Genomic DNA, 15,490 nt, shown 5'->3' with positions numbered 1-15,490 from the left:
GGGCGCGCCCGGCAAACCGGCGGCGGCTCCCGGCTCCACCGGCGCTGCGGAGGCGGATCCCGGAGCGGGCGGCCTGCTCGGGCCGGGTCCCCACCTGCAGCCGCCGTTCCCGCCGTGGATGCCGTGGCGGCCGCCGGCTTGCCGGGAGGCCTCTCGCGGCAGCTGACAGCGACCCGGGACCCTTCGCTGCAGGCGGCCTCATACTTCCGCCGGGGATGAGCCCCGGCGGCATTTTTGCAAAAGCGAAAGAGAGGTGAGCTTATGTACGGCTACGGGCCGGGCGATCCCAATCTGTACGCCTATCAGCTTCAACAGATGTGGACGCACATTCAGCGGCAGGAAGCCCGCATTGCCAAGCTCGAAGAGACGACCGCAGCCATGCACGGCGAGATCGAAGAGCTGAAACGGCAGCGCGGCATACATATCGACCGCATCGAATACAAATTCGATCAGCTGAAAGTCGAACAGCTTGACGGCACACTGACGATCGGCGTCTCTCCCTCTACCGTGCACGAAATCGAAGATTTCGCCGTAAACGAAATGGACGCTTCCTTCCCGGGTAACGAAACTCCGTCTTCGGACGGCTTCTCCCCGAATGAAAACCGGGAGCCCGAACAAGCCGGCGAAGGCCGCCCGGCCGCAGACGAAGGAGCCGCCAACCGGCACCTTCACGACTTTCTCGACCGCGAAGCCATGGAAGAGCTGATAGAGCTTGCGGCCAAGCGGCACTTGAACATCGGACCGGACGAAAGCAGACGGGTTATGGACGATTTGCGGCAGCAGATCGAAGCCAGAGTCCGGCAGTATGCTTCCTCCCCCGATCTCCTGCATACGGGCGGACAAGAGCCGCCGGGGAACGCAACGTGGAAACTTATCGAAAAAACAAAAGCCGACATACGCGCCGGCATCCGTAATTATTTGGCTCAATATCAGGAAGGAAAAGGGGATGGACATCCGTGAAGGTAGATTTTTATGTGGAAAATAAATGTCTGCAGGTAGGCTCCGTCTATATCATCGGGGTATCCAGTTCTTCGACCTTCCTTATCGGGGACACCGATTCCATCACCGCATCGTCCATGTTCGATACCCCGCCCGAATCCGTCATAGTGGGACCGCTCGTTCCGCTGCCCCATACTTGAGCCATGGCCAGACGACTGGTTTGGCTCACTCAGGCGAAAGTGCTCTCAATCTCCAGCGCCGCCGTTTTCCAGATCGGCGACAACGGCGGGATTCACACCCGGTTCAGAGCTCTCGCCCTGCAGCGGGAAATTCCCGTCTATCTGGGTGACGAAGGCTCCTTCGAAGCGTATTCCATTTTCGCCCGTCCTCATCCGGAAGTGCGGTTCCCGCCGGAAGCGGCAAAAACGACCCGCAACCTCGGCACCATCCAGGTAGGCCCGGTTAAGGTGCTCGGTGTGTCCGCCTCGTCGGTGATGCAGGTGGGCGGCAGCGGTCCGGTCCGCCTGCAGTCGCGGATCAAGCATATCCGCCAGTTCCGTCCGATCGGTCCCTACACCAACCCGACGGGCACGATCGCTTACACCGGTTCCGGCGAAAATCTCGAAGCCGAAAGCGGGCCTCCGGAACCCGGGGCTTCCCCTTCGAACCCTTACGGCTTGAACCGGTAGCCCGCTCCCCAAATCGTCTCGATATAAGCGGGGTCCGACGGGTTCGGTTCGATTTTCTCCCGGAGTTTGCGGATATGAACCGTCACGGTCGAAATATCGCCGATCGCGTCCATCCCCCACAGATGGTCAAACAGCTGATCTTTGCTGAACACGCGGTTGGGATTCATGGCAAGATGAGTGAGCAGATCAAATTCCTTGGTCGTGAAAGGAATTTCTTTGCCGTTGACGTATACCCTTCTGGAAGCACGGTTAATGACAAGCCCGCGGATGCGGATTTCGTCCTTGTCCTGGTCCTGCTGCCCTTTCAGTCTCTCGTACCGGGACAGATGCGCCTTGACGCGCGCCACGAGCTCTCCCGGGCTGAACGGCTTGATGATATAATCGTCGGCTCCCAAGCTGAAGCCACGGATTTTATCCAGGTCCTCCTTTTTGGCGGAAACCATCAGAATGGGTATATCCCGTTCCACGCGAATCCGCTCGCAGATGGCAAAGCCGTCGGTGCCCGGCAGCATCACATCCAGCAAAATCAGGTCGTAGCGCTCTACAAGAGCCCGCTGAAGGCCCGTCTCGCCGTGATGCTCCATATCGACCGTAAAACCGTCCAGCTCCAGATAATCGCGCTCCAGCTCGGCAATGCTTACATCGTCCTCAACGATCAGAATGCGTCCGCCTTCTTTCATGTAGCCATCCTTCCTTTCTCGTCCCGGTTTTTACACACGGTAAATTGAATCGTCGTCCCTTCCCCGAACCGGCTGTTGGCCCAGATTGTGCCTCCGTGCTCTTCAACGATCTGTTTCGCGATGGCGAGCCCCAGCCCGCTCCCCCCGGTTCGCGAGCTCCGCGACGGGTCCCCCCGGTAAAACCGGTCGAAAATATGCGGCAGCACATCGGACGGGATGCCCTGCCCGTTATCGTGAACGCCGATCACCACGAATTCCGGCCGCTCCAGAACGAAGATACGGATATGCCCCTCCGGCTTATCCCGGTACTTCTGCGCATTTTCCGTAATATTCGTGAGTACCCTCCTCAGCTTGTCCCGGTCGATTACGACCCGAAGGGGCTCCTCCGAAGAAAGCTCCAGCGTAAGCTTGATTCCCTTTTTCTCCATATCGAACTGCATGTCTTCGACGCAATCCTTCAGATAGGCCGTTAAATCCGCCTCCTCGAACTGAAAAGGCAGCTTCCGCAAATCCAGCTTGGAGTACAGAAAAAGCTCGTCGATCATCCGGTCGATGTCGACCGTTTTGGAATAGACCGTCTGGAGATAGCGGTCAAATTTGGCCTGGGAGTTCGTAACGCCGTCCATAATTCCTTCGACGTATCCCTTAATAGCCGTCACCGGCGTTTTCAGATCATGGGAAATGTTCGAGATCAGCTGCTTCCGGTTTTCCTCGTACTGCATCTGAAGCTCGATGGACTGTTTGAGCCTGCGGCGCATCTCTTCAAAAGAAACGGCAAGCTCCCCGATCTCGTCGTTGGAAGCCGGCCGCACTTCAATATCCAGCCGCCCTTCCTTGATGTGCTCCGCGGAACGCTGCAGGGCGCGGATCGGCGTAATCAGACTTCTCGACATCAGGTACGTCATCATTCCGTTCGTCAGCACGAGCACGGCGATCAGGACAGCGAGGAAGATCAGTCCGTATTTAAGAAAATATTTTTTGCCGATCGTATCGTGCGTCCCGATAAAAATACTGCCTTTTCCCCCATCGGGAAATGTAAAGTCATGATGCCTCAGCAGGTAATAATTGTTCTCCAGCTGGGAATCCGTAATGCCCGAATAGTAACTGAAAGCCGGCAGCGAATTCAGGACATCCGGGTGGTTCATGGTGGGGGAAATATACAGGATCTGATCGTCCTTGCGGATAATAAGGCCCATATTCACGCGTTCCACAAGAGCTTCCCACTGCTTCCACTGTCCCGGATCGCCGGCGTTTTGGGGGTCTATCGCGATGGCGCTGCGGATTTTGTTGTAGTTGTCATCTTCCATCTGGGCGACTTCCTTGAGCGGGTTGCCGTGAGTAATGTCGATGTGGTATTCCCTTTTAAGATCCTGGATGAGCATAAAATACAGCCCGGTTACAGTCAGTCCGACCAGAATAAGCGGGATGACCAGCATGGCTATGTAGGAAAGCAGCAGCCGGGTACGGATGGACATGAACGTATCTCCCTTGCTTTGAATTTCAATCGAGAACCGGGCGCCCCTTTAAACGCATGACCCGGGACGCCGCCGTAAAAGCGTATGTCCTCAATATACTACGCCGCAGGCCGCTCGGGAAGCGCGGTAACACACTCGGCAAAGAAAAAAGGGCCCGCCCGGCTCACCCGGAACAGACCCTTACACCGAACAGCCGGCCTTTTTGTCATACATGCAAGATTAGTTCAGTTTACCTGCAAAATGCCGATAACGCCGATTTCGTTCTCATCCGGATCCAACAGACCGAACCGGTCCCGGTTGAATTCTCTGGTAAGCGCGGACAGCTTGGTCCCGCCGGACCGCAGCGTCTCGAAGTCGTTCCGGGGGTCCGTCGATCCGATCATAAACGCCATATGAGCCAAAGCGGAGAAGCGCGGAGTCTCAAACAGGCATACGTTTATATTCGCAAAGGAAACCGCTTCCACTTCCTTATCCAGGGCAGGCAGCTTGTAAGCGAACCGGTGAAGAACAAGGGCCCCTAGCTTGCTTTCATACCACTCTACGGAGCGCTGCAGATCACGGACGGGCAGGAACGCCCCGCCAAGCCGGATAGCTCCTTCGGTCCCGGCATAAGCTTCTTCTCTCCAGCCTACGATACCGATGGGATTGCCGTCCGGATCGCTGATTTTGAAGCACTGCATATGATGAAAAGGAGCGAGCTCTTCCACGATCTCTACTCCGCTTCCGGTCATGCTCCGGTAGGCCTTCTCCGCATCGTAAACGTTCACGTTGAAGGGAGCCTCGTCGTACCGGTTAAGCTCTGTCTGCTGAACTAAGGTGAGACAGGTTCCTTCAAGGAAGGAGAGCCTGGCATGCCGGTCGTCCCGGCCCAGCAACCGAAGGCCCAGCACCTGCTCGTACCAGGGTGCCGACCGCTTCAAATCGGTGACGGGCACGAATACATCCACCAGTTTGGTAAAAGTCATTGTAATTCCTCCTGAGCGTTGATGGAACTCCGGGCGCCATTGTCTCGCTGCGCCCTCCAACCTGTCCCGAACGCCCGGAATTTCTCTAGATTCCTTCATCTATTGTACCTTGTTTTGTATCAATACACACGATGTACAATATCTTCGAAATCCGGCTCTTGCATATGTACGTCGGCAATTTCGCCCCATCCGCCGGCAAGCTGCAGGACCTCCATCGGGCCGATGTCCGTGCGGTTGAATTCCAGCACAAGCTTTTCTTTCTCTGCGGCAGTGACGCGGAACGGATACTCCTTGTCCGCCTCCCCGCCCGCAAACCCGCACGCTCCCCGGTACCGGATCATCATAATCGTCGGCAGCCCGATCCGCTGCCGCATGCCTTCCACGGTGCCGTCATAGCCGATCGTCCCGCCGTTGATGACGATCACACGCTCGCAAAGCTGCTCGATATCGTCCATATCGTGCGTGGTGAGCAGGATCGTTTTGCCCGCTTCCTTGTTCAGCTTATGCAGGAAGCCGCGGATGCTCTGCTTGGCCGCCACATCCAGGCCGATGGTGGGCTCGTCGAGGAAAAGGATATCCGGATCGTGCAGCATGGCTGCCGCCAGATCCGCTCTCATCCTCTGACCGAGCGAGAGCTTGCGGACCGGCGTATCCATAAATTCGCCGAGGCCGAGAAGTTCTCCGAGCTCCGCGAGCTTGCGCTTCAGGTCCTCCTCACGGACCCGGTACATAGCCGCCAGGATCTCGTAGGAATCCCGGACCGGCAGGTCCCACCAGAGCTGGCTTCGCTGGCCGAACACGACGCCCAGCTTGGCGACCACCCGTCTGCGGTCGCGCTGCGGGCTCAGGCCGGTGATCCGCACTTCGCCCGAAGTCGGATGCAGAATGCCCGTGAGCATTTTGATCGTCGTGGATTTCCCGGCCCCGTTAGGACCGATAAATCCTACGAAGTCTCCCCGGCCGATTGTGAAATTAACGTCGTTCACCGCCGTTTTGGACCTGTATTCTCTGGACAGCAGGCTCCGCAGACCGGCCATCCGCCCTTGACGGACCACCGGCGTACGGAACGTTTTGTTTAAATTCGTCGCGGTAATCAAAGATTTCCCCTCCTTCTGTTCACGCTCTCACTCATCGAGTCATGTCTTTGATCCATTCCGTCAGACTCCGGCGTGTGCCGTAGCCGTAATTAAAAAGCTTGCGCGTTTCTTCGAACCGTTTCTCCGCCGTTTCCGTTCCCATTACGACAGAGACCAGCCTTTTGCCGTCCCGGACCGCCGTTCCCGTAAAGCAGTACCCGGCCTGATCCGTAAACCCGGTCTTCAGCCCGTCGGCACCCGCATAGGAAAAGGAGTCTTTCGTATACGGCAGCATGCGGTTGGTCGTTTTCAGCGTCCCGAACCTGCCCGGCAGGGTATAGTCCGCCTCGGCGGTCAGCTCCAGAATGCCGGGATGCTCCCGGATGAGATAGACCGCCAGCTTGGCCGCGTCTTTAGCCGTCATGAACGTTTCTCCCGTGTTTTTCTTGGGAGCGAAAGGCCCCAGATCGGCGCGCGTCAGCCCGGTTGCGTTGGCGAATACCGTTTTACCGGAAAGGCCGATTTCTTTCGCTTTCGCGTTCATTTTCACCACGAATTCATCCTCCGTACCCCCGAGGTGTTCGGCTACCGCTACGGCGGCATCGTTGGCGGATACGATGGCCATCGTGGCCAGCATATCTTTAAGGGCAAGCTTCTCTCCCGTCTCGAGCCCGATCTGGGCACCGGTCACCTCGCTGGCATACGGACTCGTCGTCACCTGATCCTCCCAGGAAGCGCGGCCCGCCTTCACTTCTTCGTAAACGATCAGTTCCGTCATCATCTTGGACATGGAAGCCGGAGGAAGGCTCTCCTCCGCGTTCCGCTCGTAAATCACACGGCCGCTCCCCGCTTCCATCAGCAAGGCGGACGTGGCTTTGATATCCGGCTCCGTATGCTTACTTTCAGTCCACAACCAGACACCGGCGGCCGCAAGGACGGCCAACAGCAGGACTTTCCGTTTGATCCTTTTCACGTCGTTCGCTCCGCTCCTTCGGTTCTTGTCTGTATCTCTCTATATAGAAAGACGAACCAAGGCCGTCAAAAGACTCGTCTCCTTCGTTAAGCCGGCCCCTCGATATCTTTAGGCGGAAGGGCAAATCTCATACAAGCACCCGGCAGCAGCCGCGTTGTCGGATCTGTACGAGTCCGCCGGGAACGGACGAACCAAGGCGACACGTAGGGTGGACTCTCCCTATGTTCCCGTACTCTGGTAACGTGAAATACCCAGCTTCCACAGCCTCCCGGCCAGCAGGACGAAGACGAAGGCCATGACCGTTACGACGGCCAAAGCCCATCCGCCGTACTCATGCCGGATGATGACGGAAGCCGGCACATAGTTGGCCAGCCCGACCGGAAGGAACGTCAGCAGAATGTAACGAAGCCAGCTGGGGTAAACGTCCAGCGGATACTGGGCGGCGGATCTTGCCGCGTCCTCCGTCACGTTCTGAAGTTCCTCGATCCGGGTCAGCCAGAAACCGGCCGAAGCCGTAGCCAGTCCGATCGCGAACAGGATAAGGGCTCCCGAGCCGATGGCGACAGCCGTCAGCGGGATCGCTTCCCAGCCGATCTGGCCGCCGCACATCATGTGAGTCATCGCATACGCGAGAACGAGCAGGCCCTGTCCGAATTCTCCGACGAGCAGGCGGAAATTTTGAGTCATCAGGACGAAAAGCACCGGCAGGGGCCGGATCAGGAGAGCGTCCATATCCCCGCTCACCAGGTATTTTTCCAGATGATGCACATCGGAGGCCAGAGACCGGTAGATCGTTTTGGACAGCAAGATCACCGCGTACAAATAAGCCACCTCGTGCAGCGACCAGCCTTTAACGCTTCCGAAGCGGTCCAGCACCAGAGCCACCATCAGAAACTCCGCCACATTCACGAGAGCCGCCATCAAAGAAGAGAAAATAAAATTAAACTTGTACTGCATCCGGCTTCGCAAAGATGCCCGGATCAGCAGCACGTACATCCGCAGTCCGTTTCTCATCCTCCCTGCACCTCCAGCTTCTTGCGCATCGCGCCCGTCGCCAGCATGCATAATCCCGTAAAAAGAACGCACCAAAACAGCGCTGCCGGCAGTGCGGCAGGCGTCGTTCTTTCCGTGAACAGCGACACCGGAACGTACAGCAAATAGGGATACGGAGTCAGCCAGCTAAGCTGGCGAAGCCAGGCGGGAAGCCATTCCAGCGGGATGAAGAAGCCGGAAAGCAGCATGGAGAACGCATAGTTCACCCAGTAAAGCCAGCGGGATTCGGTCGTCCACATGGCGGCGGCGCCGATCAGGTAATTCATGCAGATGGAAATATAAGCGGCGAGCAGAAGCGATAGAGCGGTCCAGCCGTAAACGGAGAGCTTCCCGGGAACCGGGATCGAAAACAGGAAAAAATAGAGGATGTAGATCGGAAGAAATTTGTACACGAACTGATAGGCGATCTGGCCCCATTCCCGGTACATCTTATGCAAAAACAGAGGAACGGGACGCATCAGATCCAGGGCAATTTGTCCGGTGCGTACGGACTCCTCCATGCCGAGACCGTTCGTGATAAAAAGCACCAGCCATAATGAGGCCTGGTTGAAGGCGATATACGCGGTCATTCCTTGGACCCCGTATTCTCCCAGCGAATGACTCTCGCCTATGCCCGCCCACAAGGACACGTACACAAATCCGAACATAAAACTGGACACGTTATGAATCATATGCGCGCCCCGGTACTGCAAATTTCGCGCGTAAGCTTTACGCGCCAAGACAGAAAAAAGCATCCAACACCTCCGGTTCATCAGTAGACGATCGTTTCAGCGTGAAATGCGTGTAGAGGGATTCCATATTACCAAATGCCGCCAATAAAAATCAACCCCGAATTAAATTCAATTTGCCGTCATTGTCGCCGTTACCGCCTCCATGCGGTGCTTCCTCCGATTCATTCCAGACTCTGCCGGGTAACGATGGGTAATCCACTTTTTAAGGGAGGTTGCCTGTAATGACGCGAAAAGCAAGAGGTGTTTTTCAATCGATCCGGGAAGCCCATCGCGCTATCGAAGCGTTAAAAGAACATGGCTACAGGAACGAGGATATATCCGTTCTCGCCAAACATAGAGAAGAGTTCGGACCTTACACGGAAAGACAGGAAATTGCGGGTAAAGAGGATACGAAGGCGGAAAAAGGCGCCATTGGCGGAGCTGCCATCGGGAGTGCGGCCGGGTTGATCGCTGGGATCGGCCTGATGGCCGTACCCGGCATCGGCCCTATTCTTGCCGCAGGACCGCTGGCTGCCGCTTTATCCGGTGCGGCGATCGGAGCCGGAGCGGGCGGCGTAACGGGCGCGCTTGTCGGTGCGGGCATACCGGAGGAAGAAATCGAGAATTATCACAGCCGCGTGGATCGCGGAGATATTCTCCTCGTCGTCGATACGCCGGAAGACAAGTGGGAGCTGGTCAACGAGATTCTCCGGGAAAACCGCGACGACAACGTCACCGCCGATGAGCATTCGAAGAGTGACGTGTATGAGGCGACCCCTCATGCCGTCCACGACGATCCGGATCTTCTAAGCAATCAAGAAGATGTCAATTTCCGCCGGTAGCAAAGACCCGCGAGTCTTCACCGGATATACACCGGCAGCCTGCGGCGGTAATTCCGCGGGAGCAGCAGGGCGGGTTCTCAAGCGTGTTTTGCCGCTTGGGGGCCTGCCCTGCTTTTTTGCGTGAGAAGAAGAGCCGACCGAGGCAATAAGAGGTTTATAGCATTTACATGCGAGGACGTATAAAAGCGATCCGCTCCGGCAAGGCTGTTACTAGATTGCTAGATTCGAACGGGAAACGGAGCGATAAAAATGATGAGAAACGCGATGATGAAGAGCACCCGACAGCAGCAAAGCCCGCTGACGCAGGTACGTAGAGGCCGGACGCCGGACAGCGCAGCAGCAGGATATCCCGCTGTAACGCAGCAACGGCGCGGCGTCCCGGTTCGCGGGCTGCTCTGGGGCATCGCGCTGCTGGCCGCGCTGCTGCTGGCCGGCTGGTCCGCCGCAGCGAAGCCGACGGCCGCGGATGCGGGCCGCTCCGACCTCGCCGCGCTGCTGGCTGCCGCGGACGGCGTGCTCGCGCCGGACGCCGCCGTCACGCTGCGCTACGCGGCTCCGCTGCCTGCTGCGGCAGGCGACGACGCGCTCGCCGCAGCGGGCGACGCGCTGGCGGCACGGCTGTCGCTGCCGGCAGGCGCCGTCAGCCGCGCTTCCGGCCACGCCGTCTATGCGGCGGGCGGCGGCTCTGCGGCGGGCGGCGGCTCTGCGGCGGGCGGCGGCTCTGCGGCGGGCGGCGGCTCTGCGGCGGGCGGCGGGCTGTCGCTGCAGCTCGCCCGCCTTGACGACGGCAGCGCGTTCGTCATCGCCCGGTTGGAGGCGCGCGCAGCCGACGGCCTTCCGGCGCTGGAAGCACGCCGGGAACGCCTGGAAGCCGCCCTGCAAGCGGCAGGCGTGCAGGCGGACTGCAACGTCGTCCTGCAGGGAGCCGCAGCCCGGCCTTCGGCAGGGGCCGCGGCTCAGGCCGACGGGCTTCAGGCGCTGCTCGCGAAGCGGCTCGGCGCCGCTCCTCTGGAGCGTTATGCCGACGGGGAGACCGTCAGCATCACGATGAGCGCGCCTAAACTTCACGCTTCGGTAATCAGCGGCGGCAAACGCGTCAACCTGCAGGCCGCGGTTCACACGGTAACCGAAAGCGGACTGCAGCGGATCACAATCGGCACGCCGGTCATTACAACCGAATACTGAACTTCTTTCGTTCTCCACGAAAGCCAGGCAAGCTGCATAAAATGCGGCTTGCCTTTTACCGAACCTCATCGTATGTGCAGCCTGGGGCTCATTTTACACATCGATCCTTTAAATCCAAAACCGGAAGAAATTTTTTTCGAAAATCGGCTTCTAACAAACGGAATCCGTTTAAATAAACTTACCGGCAGCGGTAAACAGTAATTCCGCGGCGGCTGCCCAAGAAACATAAGCACAATTTATGCACGAACGGCTCACAGTCACAGCCTCATCAATCGCGCTTGCTCAAGCATCTGGTCGTTCACGGTTTAATTTCAACTTTTATTGAAATCGCTTACAATTATAATCCGGGAGGCGGTACAATGACACTGCGTTTTTTTCAATGGTTCGGTAAATGGAGTTTGCCGGAAGGTTTCGGGCGTAGATTAATGGCAGGCCTGATCCTCACGACCGTGCTTGTCTCCCTCGTGTTAAGCGCGCTGCTAAACAGGCTCGTGCCGGGTTCCATGACTTACGGCGACCTGATGACCCGCTCGCAGCCCGCCTCTTTTTATCTGCCTGATGAAAATTTTACTTACCGTGACCAGAGTGTCATTGAATCGTTTACCCGCCTGGCCCTTACCAAACAAGCTTTGCGGAAAGAAGAAGCCACCTCCGCTTTTATTCCCGGCAAGGAGCCTCTCCGGCTTTCTTATGATAACTCCAAAGGCCGGGTTATTCTCGTCGACGCGGACGGCCGGATTTATACGCCGGTATCCAAAGCGGAGCTCCGCAATGAATCCAAGCTGCACTGGCTCTGGTGGAAGCTGGATACCGGCCGCTCGTCCTACCTGTATTACGTAACCGAGCCTGACGCGGCTATCGCCCGGCTGGCCGAACAGATCAAAAATTCGGCTCCGGCATTAGAAGCGGCGGGCTGAGCCCTGAGCATCATATCCTGCCGAAGAACTTCCGCACCGCGCAAAGCTTCCAGCACGCGGTGCTCGGCGTCACATGACGGTGGTCAACCACAAAGCTGTCCTTCGCTCCTCGCCGAAGCCCTCTCTTGTCCGCTGCTTTTTTTCACATCGCACCGCTGTCCCGCCCCTTGCAGAAACCCGGCTTTCCGGTATGCGCCGCATCCGGTTCCGATGGTTCTTTCCCTGGGGCTTTTGTTCAACCTTCGAGCAGGGCAATCAGCTTTTGCAGAAGTGCAGGCTCTTCGTCCCGGAATTGGTTGAACCGGAGCCTTAACCGTTCAAACACTTCCTTATCCTCGCGGATTTCATGGCGAATGTACTGGTCCCTCAGCTTCATCGCTCTCTTAGCCAGATCTTTATAACCTTCCGCAAGCTCCTCGTCATACGGAATGATCCCCTCATTCACCAGATATTCGATCCTGTCGCTCATCATTTTTTTGTGTTCCCACAGGAGATGAAGGTGCCTTACATCGTTGCGCATTCCCAACCGGGGATCGTTTTGCTCTACGGCGTCGTAGTACATCTGCAAATAGTCGTATACCCTGATTCCGAAAGCTTCATTCTCGTCCGGATTGTAATTGATCCGGTTTAAGCGGGTCTCCCCGTTAAGATAATCGCGCAATTGGTCAATCACGGCTACTTTGTCGAAAGGATAGTGGAATTCCGGTTCGTATTTGTAAAAATACGTATGGTGATCTGACGTTTGTCCCTCCTTCAGCAGCTTTTTCATGGAATTTACGGCATCGAGAAACTCTTCGAAAGATATCTCCAGATTGCGGTATACTCCCGTATGGTCGAACATGGAGGCATAAAAGACCCGTTCTTCCCAGTTAAACCCATACAGAAAAAGGTGATGGGGGAACGGCTCCTGCTGATAGCAGGCTGCCGGAGACAGCTTGGATTCGTCCAAAAAAACGATACAGTAATACTCGTTACGGATCTGATCCGCAAAAAACTTCAGCCAATCATCCGGCGCCAGGTTTTCCAAAAACGTATAATTGACGTTGCATGTGAGCAGGAACGGATTGTTGAAATTCAGTTCATTGGGCTGGCCCCGGAAAAAATCGACGTAGCACTGCCTGCCGTCCTCGAGAAATTTCTTCGTGCAGGACAACTGGATAAAATTGCTGTAAAACCAGGGAATCGTTACTTCATGCCCGCTGGTAATCGAAAGTGTGTAGCCCCACCGCAAAAATCCTTTAAGTGGCGGATTCGATAACGGAAGCTGAACGGCGTTCATCTGGTTCTCCCCCTTCTGTCGTGGTATACGGAATCGTGACCGGCAGAGTTCCGGCAGGCTCCGCCGTGCCCGTCAGCACACGGGCCAGGGCCTGCAGGGTATGCGGATGGTGCTCGTAGCAGGCCAGGAAGCCTCTGGCCTCCGGGAATGCCGCAAGATCGACGGGATTGCGCAGGGAGACCGGGATGACTTTGGCGCCCCCCTCCAGCAGTTTGCGGACCAATGCGGGCTGCCCCGGATTAGCAGCCGTGTGGAAAATACCGGCGACGATCTGCCCGTATCGCTGCGCTTCGGAAGCCAGGGCCGCAATCTCATCCGGACTCGGGCTGGTCCCGTACACGCGTTCCGTGAGTTTCCCCCCGATAAAAAGGCGGAGGAATTCCGCCAGAGTAGCATCGTGTATCGGCTCGTCTTCGGATTTGCAGGCGGCCGAGATTTGCGGCCAGAGCACCAGCGTGTCGACGTCCGGAGACAGCCTGCAGAAATCCGGTTCACGGTTGACGGCCGTGATGCTCTCCTCACGGAGCCGTTCAATCGTCCGCAGCGTCTGCGGATTTTCCAGCAGAAGCCGCGCTTCTTCCCAGCTGCGCTCCCGCAGCTCTCCGATTCGGCGTTCCTTCAGGCGAAGAATACGCTCCACGGAAGCGTCGATCAGCTCTTCCGGCAGGCGCCCGTCGGCCACGGCACGCTCCAGAGCCGCCACGGCCTCCAGCTGGCTTGCGTACGTGTGGCTCACGAGCAGCAGATCCGCTCCGGCCAGCACGGCCCGGACGACGGCCTCGCCTACGCCGATTCCCTGCGTCACCGCGTCCATTTCCATACAGTCGGTCACGATGAGCCCCTCGAAGCCCAGCTCCTCCCGCAGCAGTCCCGTCAGGATTTCCCGGGAGAGAGTGGCAGGAACGGGCTCTCCGCCGCTGAGCAGCGGAATTCCGACGTGGGCCGTCATAACGGCTTCGGCCCCGGTCAGAGCTGCCCGACGGAACGGCACAAGCTCCACCGACCGAAGCCGTTCGAGGGAATGCCTTACGACCGGCAGCTCGGCATGGGAATCCGTCTCCGTATCGCCGTGCCCGGGAAAATGCTTGATGACGGAGGCAATACCTCCGTCCTGAAAGCCGAGCATGGCGGCGATCCCCAGCTCGGAGACCAGTTCGGCGCTGTCTCCGAACGAACGGACGTCAATAATCGGATTTCGCGGATTGACGTTGATGTCCACCACCGGCGCGAAATTCATATTGATGCCCAGCGCCTTCAGCTCTTCCGCCGTTCCCTTGGCGGCTTCGTAAAGCAGCCCGGGGTTACGCGCCGCTCCCAGCGCCATCGCCGCGGGCAACTGCCCGATCCCCTGCCTTACCCGGACGACCATGCCGCCCTCCTGGTCCGTCCCGATCCACAGCGGGATGCCGGTCGCGGCCACAGCCATCCGCTGAAGTTCATCCGTTAAAGCGAATGCCTGCCCGGGATTGTCCAGATTGCGGGAAAAGAACACGACGCCACCGGCGAAATGGTTCTCCAAAAGGTCCCGGATATTCATATCGGGCGCAAGGCCCTCAAAACCTACCATCAGAAGCTGGCCGATTTTCTCCTTCAACGTAAGCTCGCTGCACGCTCTCATTCGATTGCCCCCTTCGTCGTTACATTTGCGTCCAATCGAACATAACTCCCATGAAATCGGACTTCCGCCCGGCGAGCCGGGAATACACCGATACGGCTTCGAGCGGGCTCACTTTCTCGCTAATGAGACTTTCGACGTCCAGTTTTCCGCGACGGATGGATTCGAAAATGAATCCGTTCATGTCCGGTTCCGTCCACCCTTTGAAACCTTCCATCATCCGCCCGTGAATCCCAAGTATGCTGACCGAATTAAAGACGACTTTCGGCCCGATGGTCTGCTTCGAGGGCTCCGTCGAATCGCCCAGCAGAATCACTTTTCCAAGATCCCGGGTCAGTTGGGTACAGTGCGGCAGTACGGCGTAGGAGCCCGTAATATCGTACACCGTGTCAAGCATTCTGCCCCCGGTGAGCTCTTCTACCTGTCCGTATGCATCAGCCACCGGAAGGTCCAGCAGATCGGTCGCCCCGTTTCGGCGGGCTTGATCCAGACGGGAGCTCTCCGGCGCGATCGCGATTATTTGGCGCGCACCGCTCGAATTCAGATACTGGATCACGAGCTGGCCGATAAGACCGAGCCCGACGACGCCCACTCTTTCGCCGAATGCGGGCTCCGCGCGCAGGATACCCAGCAGGGCGACCTTGGCGATCTGCGTAAAAACCGCCTCTTCGTCACGGATCGTATCGGGAATAAGCGCCGCTTCCCGGTAATCGGCCAGGAAGTACTGGCGGTGTCCGGCAGGGCAGATGATCCTGTCGCCGGCCCGGATTCCTTCTACCCCGCTGCCCGTCTTCAGCACTTCCGCCGCCATGGAGTATCCCGGATAGAACGGGTAGCGGACCCACGATGACCAGACCGTGCCCTCGTCGAAGCGCCCTTTCAGACAGGCTAGTTCCGTTCCCGTACTGATCAGAGACTTTTTGGCCGCACATAAGATTTGTCCCGGTCCCGGCTCGGGTACCTTTTCCTCTAAAAGCTCGATCCGGTCCGGCTCCTGAAATACGCAGTTTAACGAGGTGTATCCCCCGCTTATCGCAACATCCGGCATGTTTTGGCACTTCCTTTTTTAAGTATAGGATGGGAATCCAGAAT

General features: G+C 57.6%; 16 protein-coding genes. 6 read left to right on the top strand and 10 right to left on the bottom strand.

Annotated features, from left to right (window positions below; all coding sequences use genetic code 11):
• The first annotated feature begins 261 nt into the window (after positions 1-261).
• From gerPC to KVT34_RS22450, 3 genes are read left to right on the top strand one after another with little or no spacing between them, the layout of a single operon-like run.
• Positions 262-960 (top strand): spore germination protein GerPC, encoded by a 699-nt coding sequence (gene gerPC / locus KVT34_RS22460; protein WP_217561275.1) that lies wholly within the window; start codon positions 262-264, stop codon positions 958-960.
• Positions 957-1,139 (top strand): germination protein GerPD, encoded by a 183-nt coding sequence (locus KVT34_RS22455; protein ID WP_009676346.1) that lies wholly within the window; start codon positions 957-959, stop codon positions 1,137-1,139. The genes gerPC and KVT34_RS22455 overlap by 4 nt, the downstream gene beginning before the upstream one ends.
• 3 nt (positions 1,140-1,142) lie before the next feature.
• Complete coding sequence (locus KVT34_RS22450) at positions 1,143-1,628, top strand: spore germination protein GerPE (RefSeq protein ID WP_217561273.1); 486 nt, start codon at positions 1,143-1,145, stop codon at positions 1,626-1,628.
• On the opposite strand, the gene KVT34_RS22445 is transcribed toward KVT34_RS22450, so the two are convergent.
• From KVT34_RS22445 to KVT34_RS22415, 7 genes are all read right to left on the bottom strand, one after another.
• On the bottom strand, positions 1,610-2,308 hold the full coding sequence (locus tag KVT34_RS22445; protein ID WP_009676338.1) for a response regulator transcription factor: 699 nt from the start codon (positions 2,306-2,308) through the stop codon (positions 1,610-1,612). The genes KVT34_RS22450 and KVT34_RS22445 overlap by 19 nt on opposite strands.
• A complete protein-coding gene (locus tag KVT34_RS22440; protein WP_217561271.1) occupies positions 2,305-3,783 on the bottom strand; it encodes a sensor histidine kinase in 1,479 nt (492 codons plus the stop codon). Before KVT34_RS22440 ends, KVT34_RS22445 begins: the two co-directional genes overlap by 4 nt.
• 224 nt (positions 3,784-4,007) lie before the next feature.
• Entirely contained in the window at positions 4,008-4,748 is a 741-nt protein-coding gene (locus tag KVT34_RS22435; protein ID WP_217561269.1) for a VOC family protein, read from the bottom strand.
• 119 nt (positions 4,749-4,867) lie between these two features.
• Entirely contained in the window at positions 4,868-5,845 is a 978-nt protein-coding gene (locus KVT34_RS22430) for an ABC transporter ATP-binding protein (protein WP_217561267.1), read from the bottom strand.
• 31 nt (positions 5,846-5,876) lie between these two features.
• Positions 5,877-6,797: a D-alanyl-D-alanine carboxypeptidase family protein gene (locus KVT34_RS22425; protein WP_217561265.1), complete on the bottom strand. Its 921-nt coding sequence runs from the start codon at positions 6,795-6,797 to the stop codon at positions 5,877-5,879.
• 219 nt (positions 6,798-7,016) lie between these two features.
• Positions 7,017-7,811: an ABC transporter permease gene (locus tag KVT34_RS22420; RefSeq protein WP_217561263.1), complete on the bottom strand. Its 795-nt coding sequence runs from the start codon at positions 7,809-7,811 to the stop codon at positions 7,017-7,019.
• Entirely contained in the window at positions 7,808-8,584 is a 777-nt protein-coding gene (locus tag KVT34_RS22415; protein ID WP_042235981.1) for an ABC transporter permease, read from the bottom strand. Before KVT34_RS22415 ends, KVT34_RS22420 begins: the two co-directional genes overlap by 4 nt.
• A gap of 218 nt (positions 8,585-8,802) precedes the next feature.
• Here KVT34_RS22415 and KVT34_RS22410 point away from each other — a divergent pair, with 218 nt between their 5' ends.
• The 3 genes from KVT34_RS22410 (at position 8,803) to KVT34_RS22400 (ending at position 11,504) form a co-directional block, all read left to right on the top strand.
• The gene (locus KVT34_RS22410) at positions 8,803-9,402 is read left to right on the top strand and encodes a general stress protein (RefSeq protein WP_217561262.1); all 600 of its coding nucleotides are present in this window, start codon (positions 8,803-8,805) and stop codon (positions 9,400-9,402) included.
• 249 nt (positions 9,403-9,651) lie between these two features.
• Positions 9,652-10,587, top strand: coding sequence for a YwmB family TATA-box binding protein (locus KVT34_RS22405; protein WP_217561259.1), 936 nt, complete (start codon positions 9,652-9,654; stop codon positions 10,585-10,587).
• Between the two features lie 359 nt (positions 10,588-10,946).
• Entirely contained in the window at positions 10,947-11,504 is a 558-nt protein-coding gene (locus KVT34_RS22400; RefSeq protein ID WP_217561257.1) for a hypothetical protein, read from the top strand.
• Positions 11,505-11,739: 235 nt separating this feature from the next.
• Here the strand turns inward: KVT34_RS22400 and KVT34_RS22395 are convergent, their stop codons facing one another.
• Genes KVT34_RS22395 through KVT34_RS22385 form a run of 3 tightly spaced genes read right to left on the bottom strand, consistent with a single transcriptional unit; the run spans position 11,740 to position 15,446 of the window.
• Positions 11,740-12,783, bottom strand: a complete 1,044-nt coding sequence (locus tag KVT34_RS22395; protein ID WP_217561255.1) for a hypothetical protein — start codon at positions 12,781-12,783, stop codon at positions 11,740-11,742.
• The gene (locus KVT34_RS22390; RefSeq protein ID WP_217561253.1) at positions 12,743-14,401 is read right to left on the bottom strand and encodes a glycoside hydrolase family 3 protein; all 1,659 of its coding nucleotides are present in this window, start codon (positions 14,399-14,401) and stop codon (positions 12,743-12,745) included. Before KVT34_RS22390 ends, KVT34_RS22395 begins: the two co-directional genes overlap by 41 nt.
• Before the next feature lie 19 nt (positions 14,402-14,420).
• The gene (locus KVT34_RS22385) at positions 14,421-15,446 is read right to left on the bottom strand and encodes a zinc-dependent alcohol dehydrogenase (RefSeq protein WP_217561251.1); all 1,026 of its coding nucleotides are present in this window, start codon (positions 15,444-15,446) and stop codon (positions 14,421-14,423) included.
• Positions 15,447-15,490: the final 44 nt, after the last annotated feature.

The organism is Paenibacillus sp. GbtcB18, assembly GCF_019091125.1.
In the GTDB taxonomy this organism is placed as follows: domain Bacteria; phylum Bacillota; class Bacilli; order Paenibacillales; family NBRC-103111; genus Paenibacillus_F; species Paenibacillus_F chitinolyticus.
Note: the sequence above shows the minus strand (reverse complement) of the source record. Positions and strands in the feature narration are given on the sequence as shown.

What these genes read in the sequence shown, in the direction of transcription:
- KVT34_RS22415 (WP_042235981.1), bottom strand. Translation starts at nt 8,584, where the DNA reads ATGCTTTTTTCTGTCTTGGCGCGTAAAGCTTACGCGCGAAATTTGCAG.
- KVT34_RS22440 (WP_217561271.1), bottom strand. Translation starts at nt 3,783, where the DNA reads ATGTCCATCCGTACCCGGCTGCTGCTTTCCTACATAGCCATGCTGGTC.
- gerPC (WP_217561275.1), top strand. Translation starts at nt 262, where the DNA reads ATGTACGGCTACGGGCCGGGCGATCCCAATCTGTACGCCTATCAGCTT.
- KVT34_RS22445 (WP_009676338.1), bottom strand. Translation starts at nt 2,308, where the DNA reads ATGAAAGAAGGCGGACGCATTCTGATCGTTGAGGACGATGTAAGCATT.
- KVT34_RS22410 (WP_217561262.1), top strand. Translation starts at nt 8,803, where the DNA reads ATGACGCGAAAAGCAAGAGGTGTTTTTCAATCGATCCGGGAAGCCCAT.
- KVT34_RS22450 (WP_217561273.1), top strand. Translation starts at nt 1,143, where the DNA reads ATGGCCAGACGACTGGTTTGGCTCACTCAGGCGAAAGTGCTCTCAATC.
- KVT34_RS22395 (WP_217561255.1), bottom strand. Translation starts at nt 12,783, where the DNA reads ATGAACGCCGTTCAGCTTCCGTTATCGAATCCGCCACTTAAAGGATTT.
- KVT34_RS22435 (WP_217561269.1), bottom strand. Translation starts at nt 4,748, where the DNA reads ATGACTTTTACCAAACTGGTGGATGTATTCGTGCCCGTCACCGATTTG.
- KVT34_RS22420 (WP_217561263.1), bottom strand. Translation starts at nt 7,811, where the DNA reads ATGAGAAACGGACTGCGGATGTACGTGCTGCTGATCCGGGCATCTTTG.
- KVT34_RS22400 (WP_217561257.1), top strand. Translation starts at nt 10,947, where the DNA reads ATGACACTGCGTTTTTTTCAATGGTTCGGTAAATGGAGTTTGCCGGAA.
- KVT34_RS22390 (WP_217561253.1), bottom strand. Translation starts at nt 14,401, where the DNA reads ATGAGAGCGTGCAGCGAGCTTACGTTGAAGGAGAAAATCGGCCAGCTT.
- KVT34_RS22385 (WP_217561251.1), bottom strand. Translation starts at nt 15,446, where the DNA reads ATGCCGGATGTTGCGATAAGCGGGGGATACACCTCGTTAAACTGCGTA.
- KVT34_RS22405 (WP_217561259.1), top strand. Translation starts at nt 9,652, where the DNA reads ATGATGAGAAACGCGATGATGAAGAGCACCCGACAGCAGCAAAGCCCG.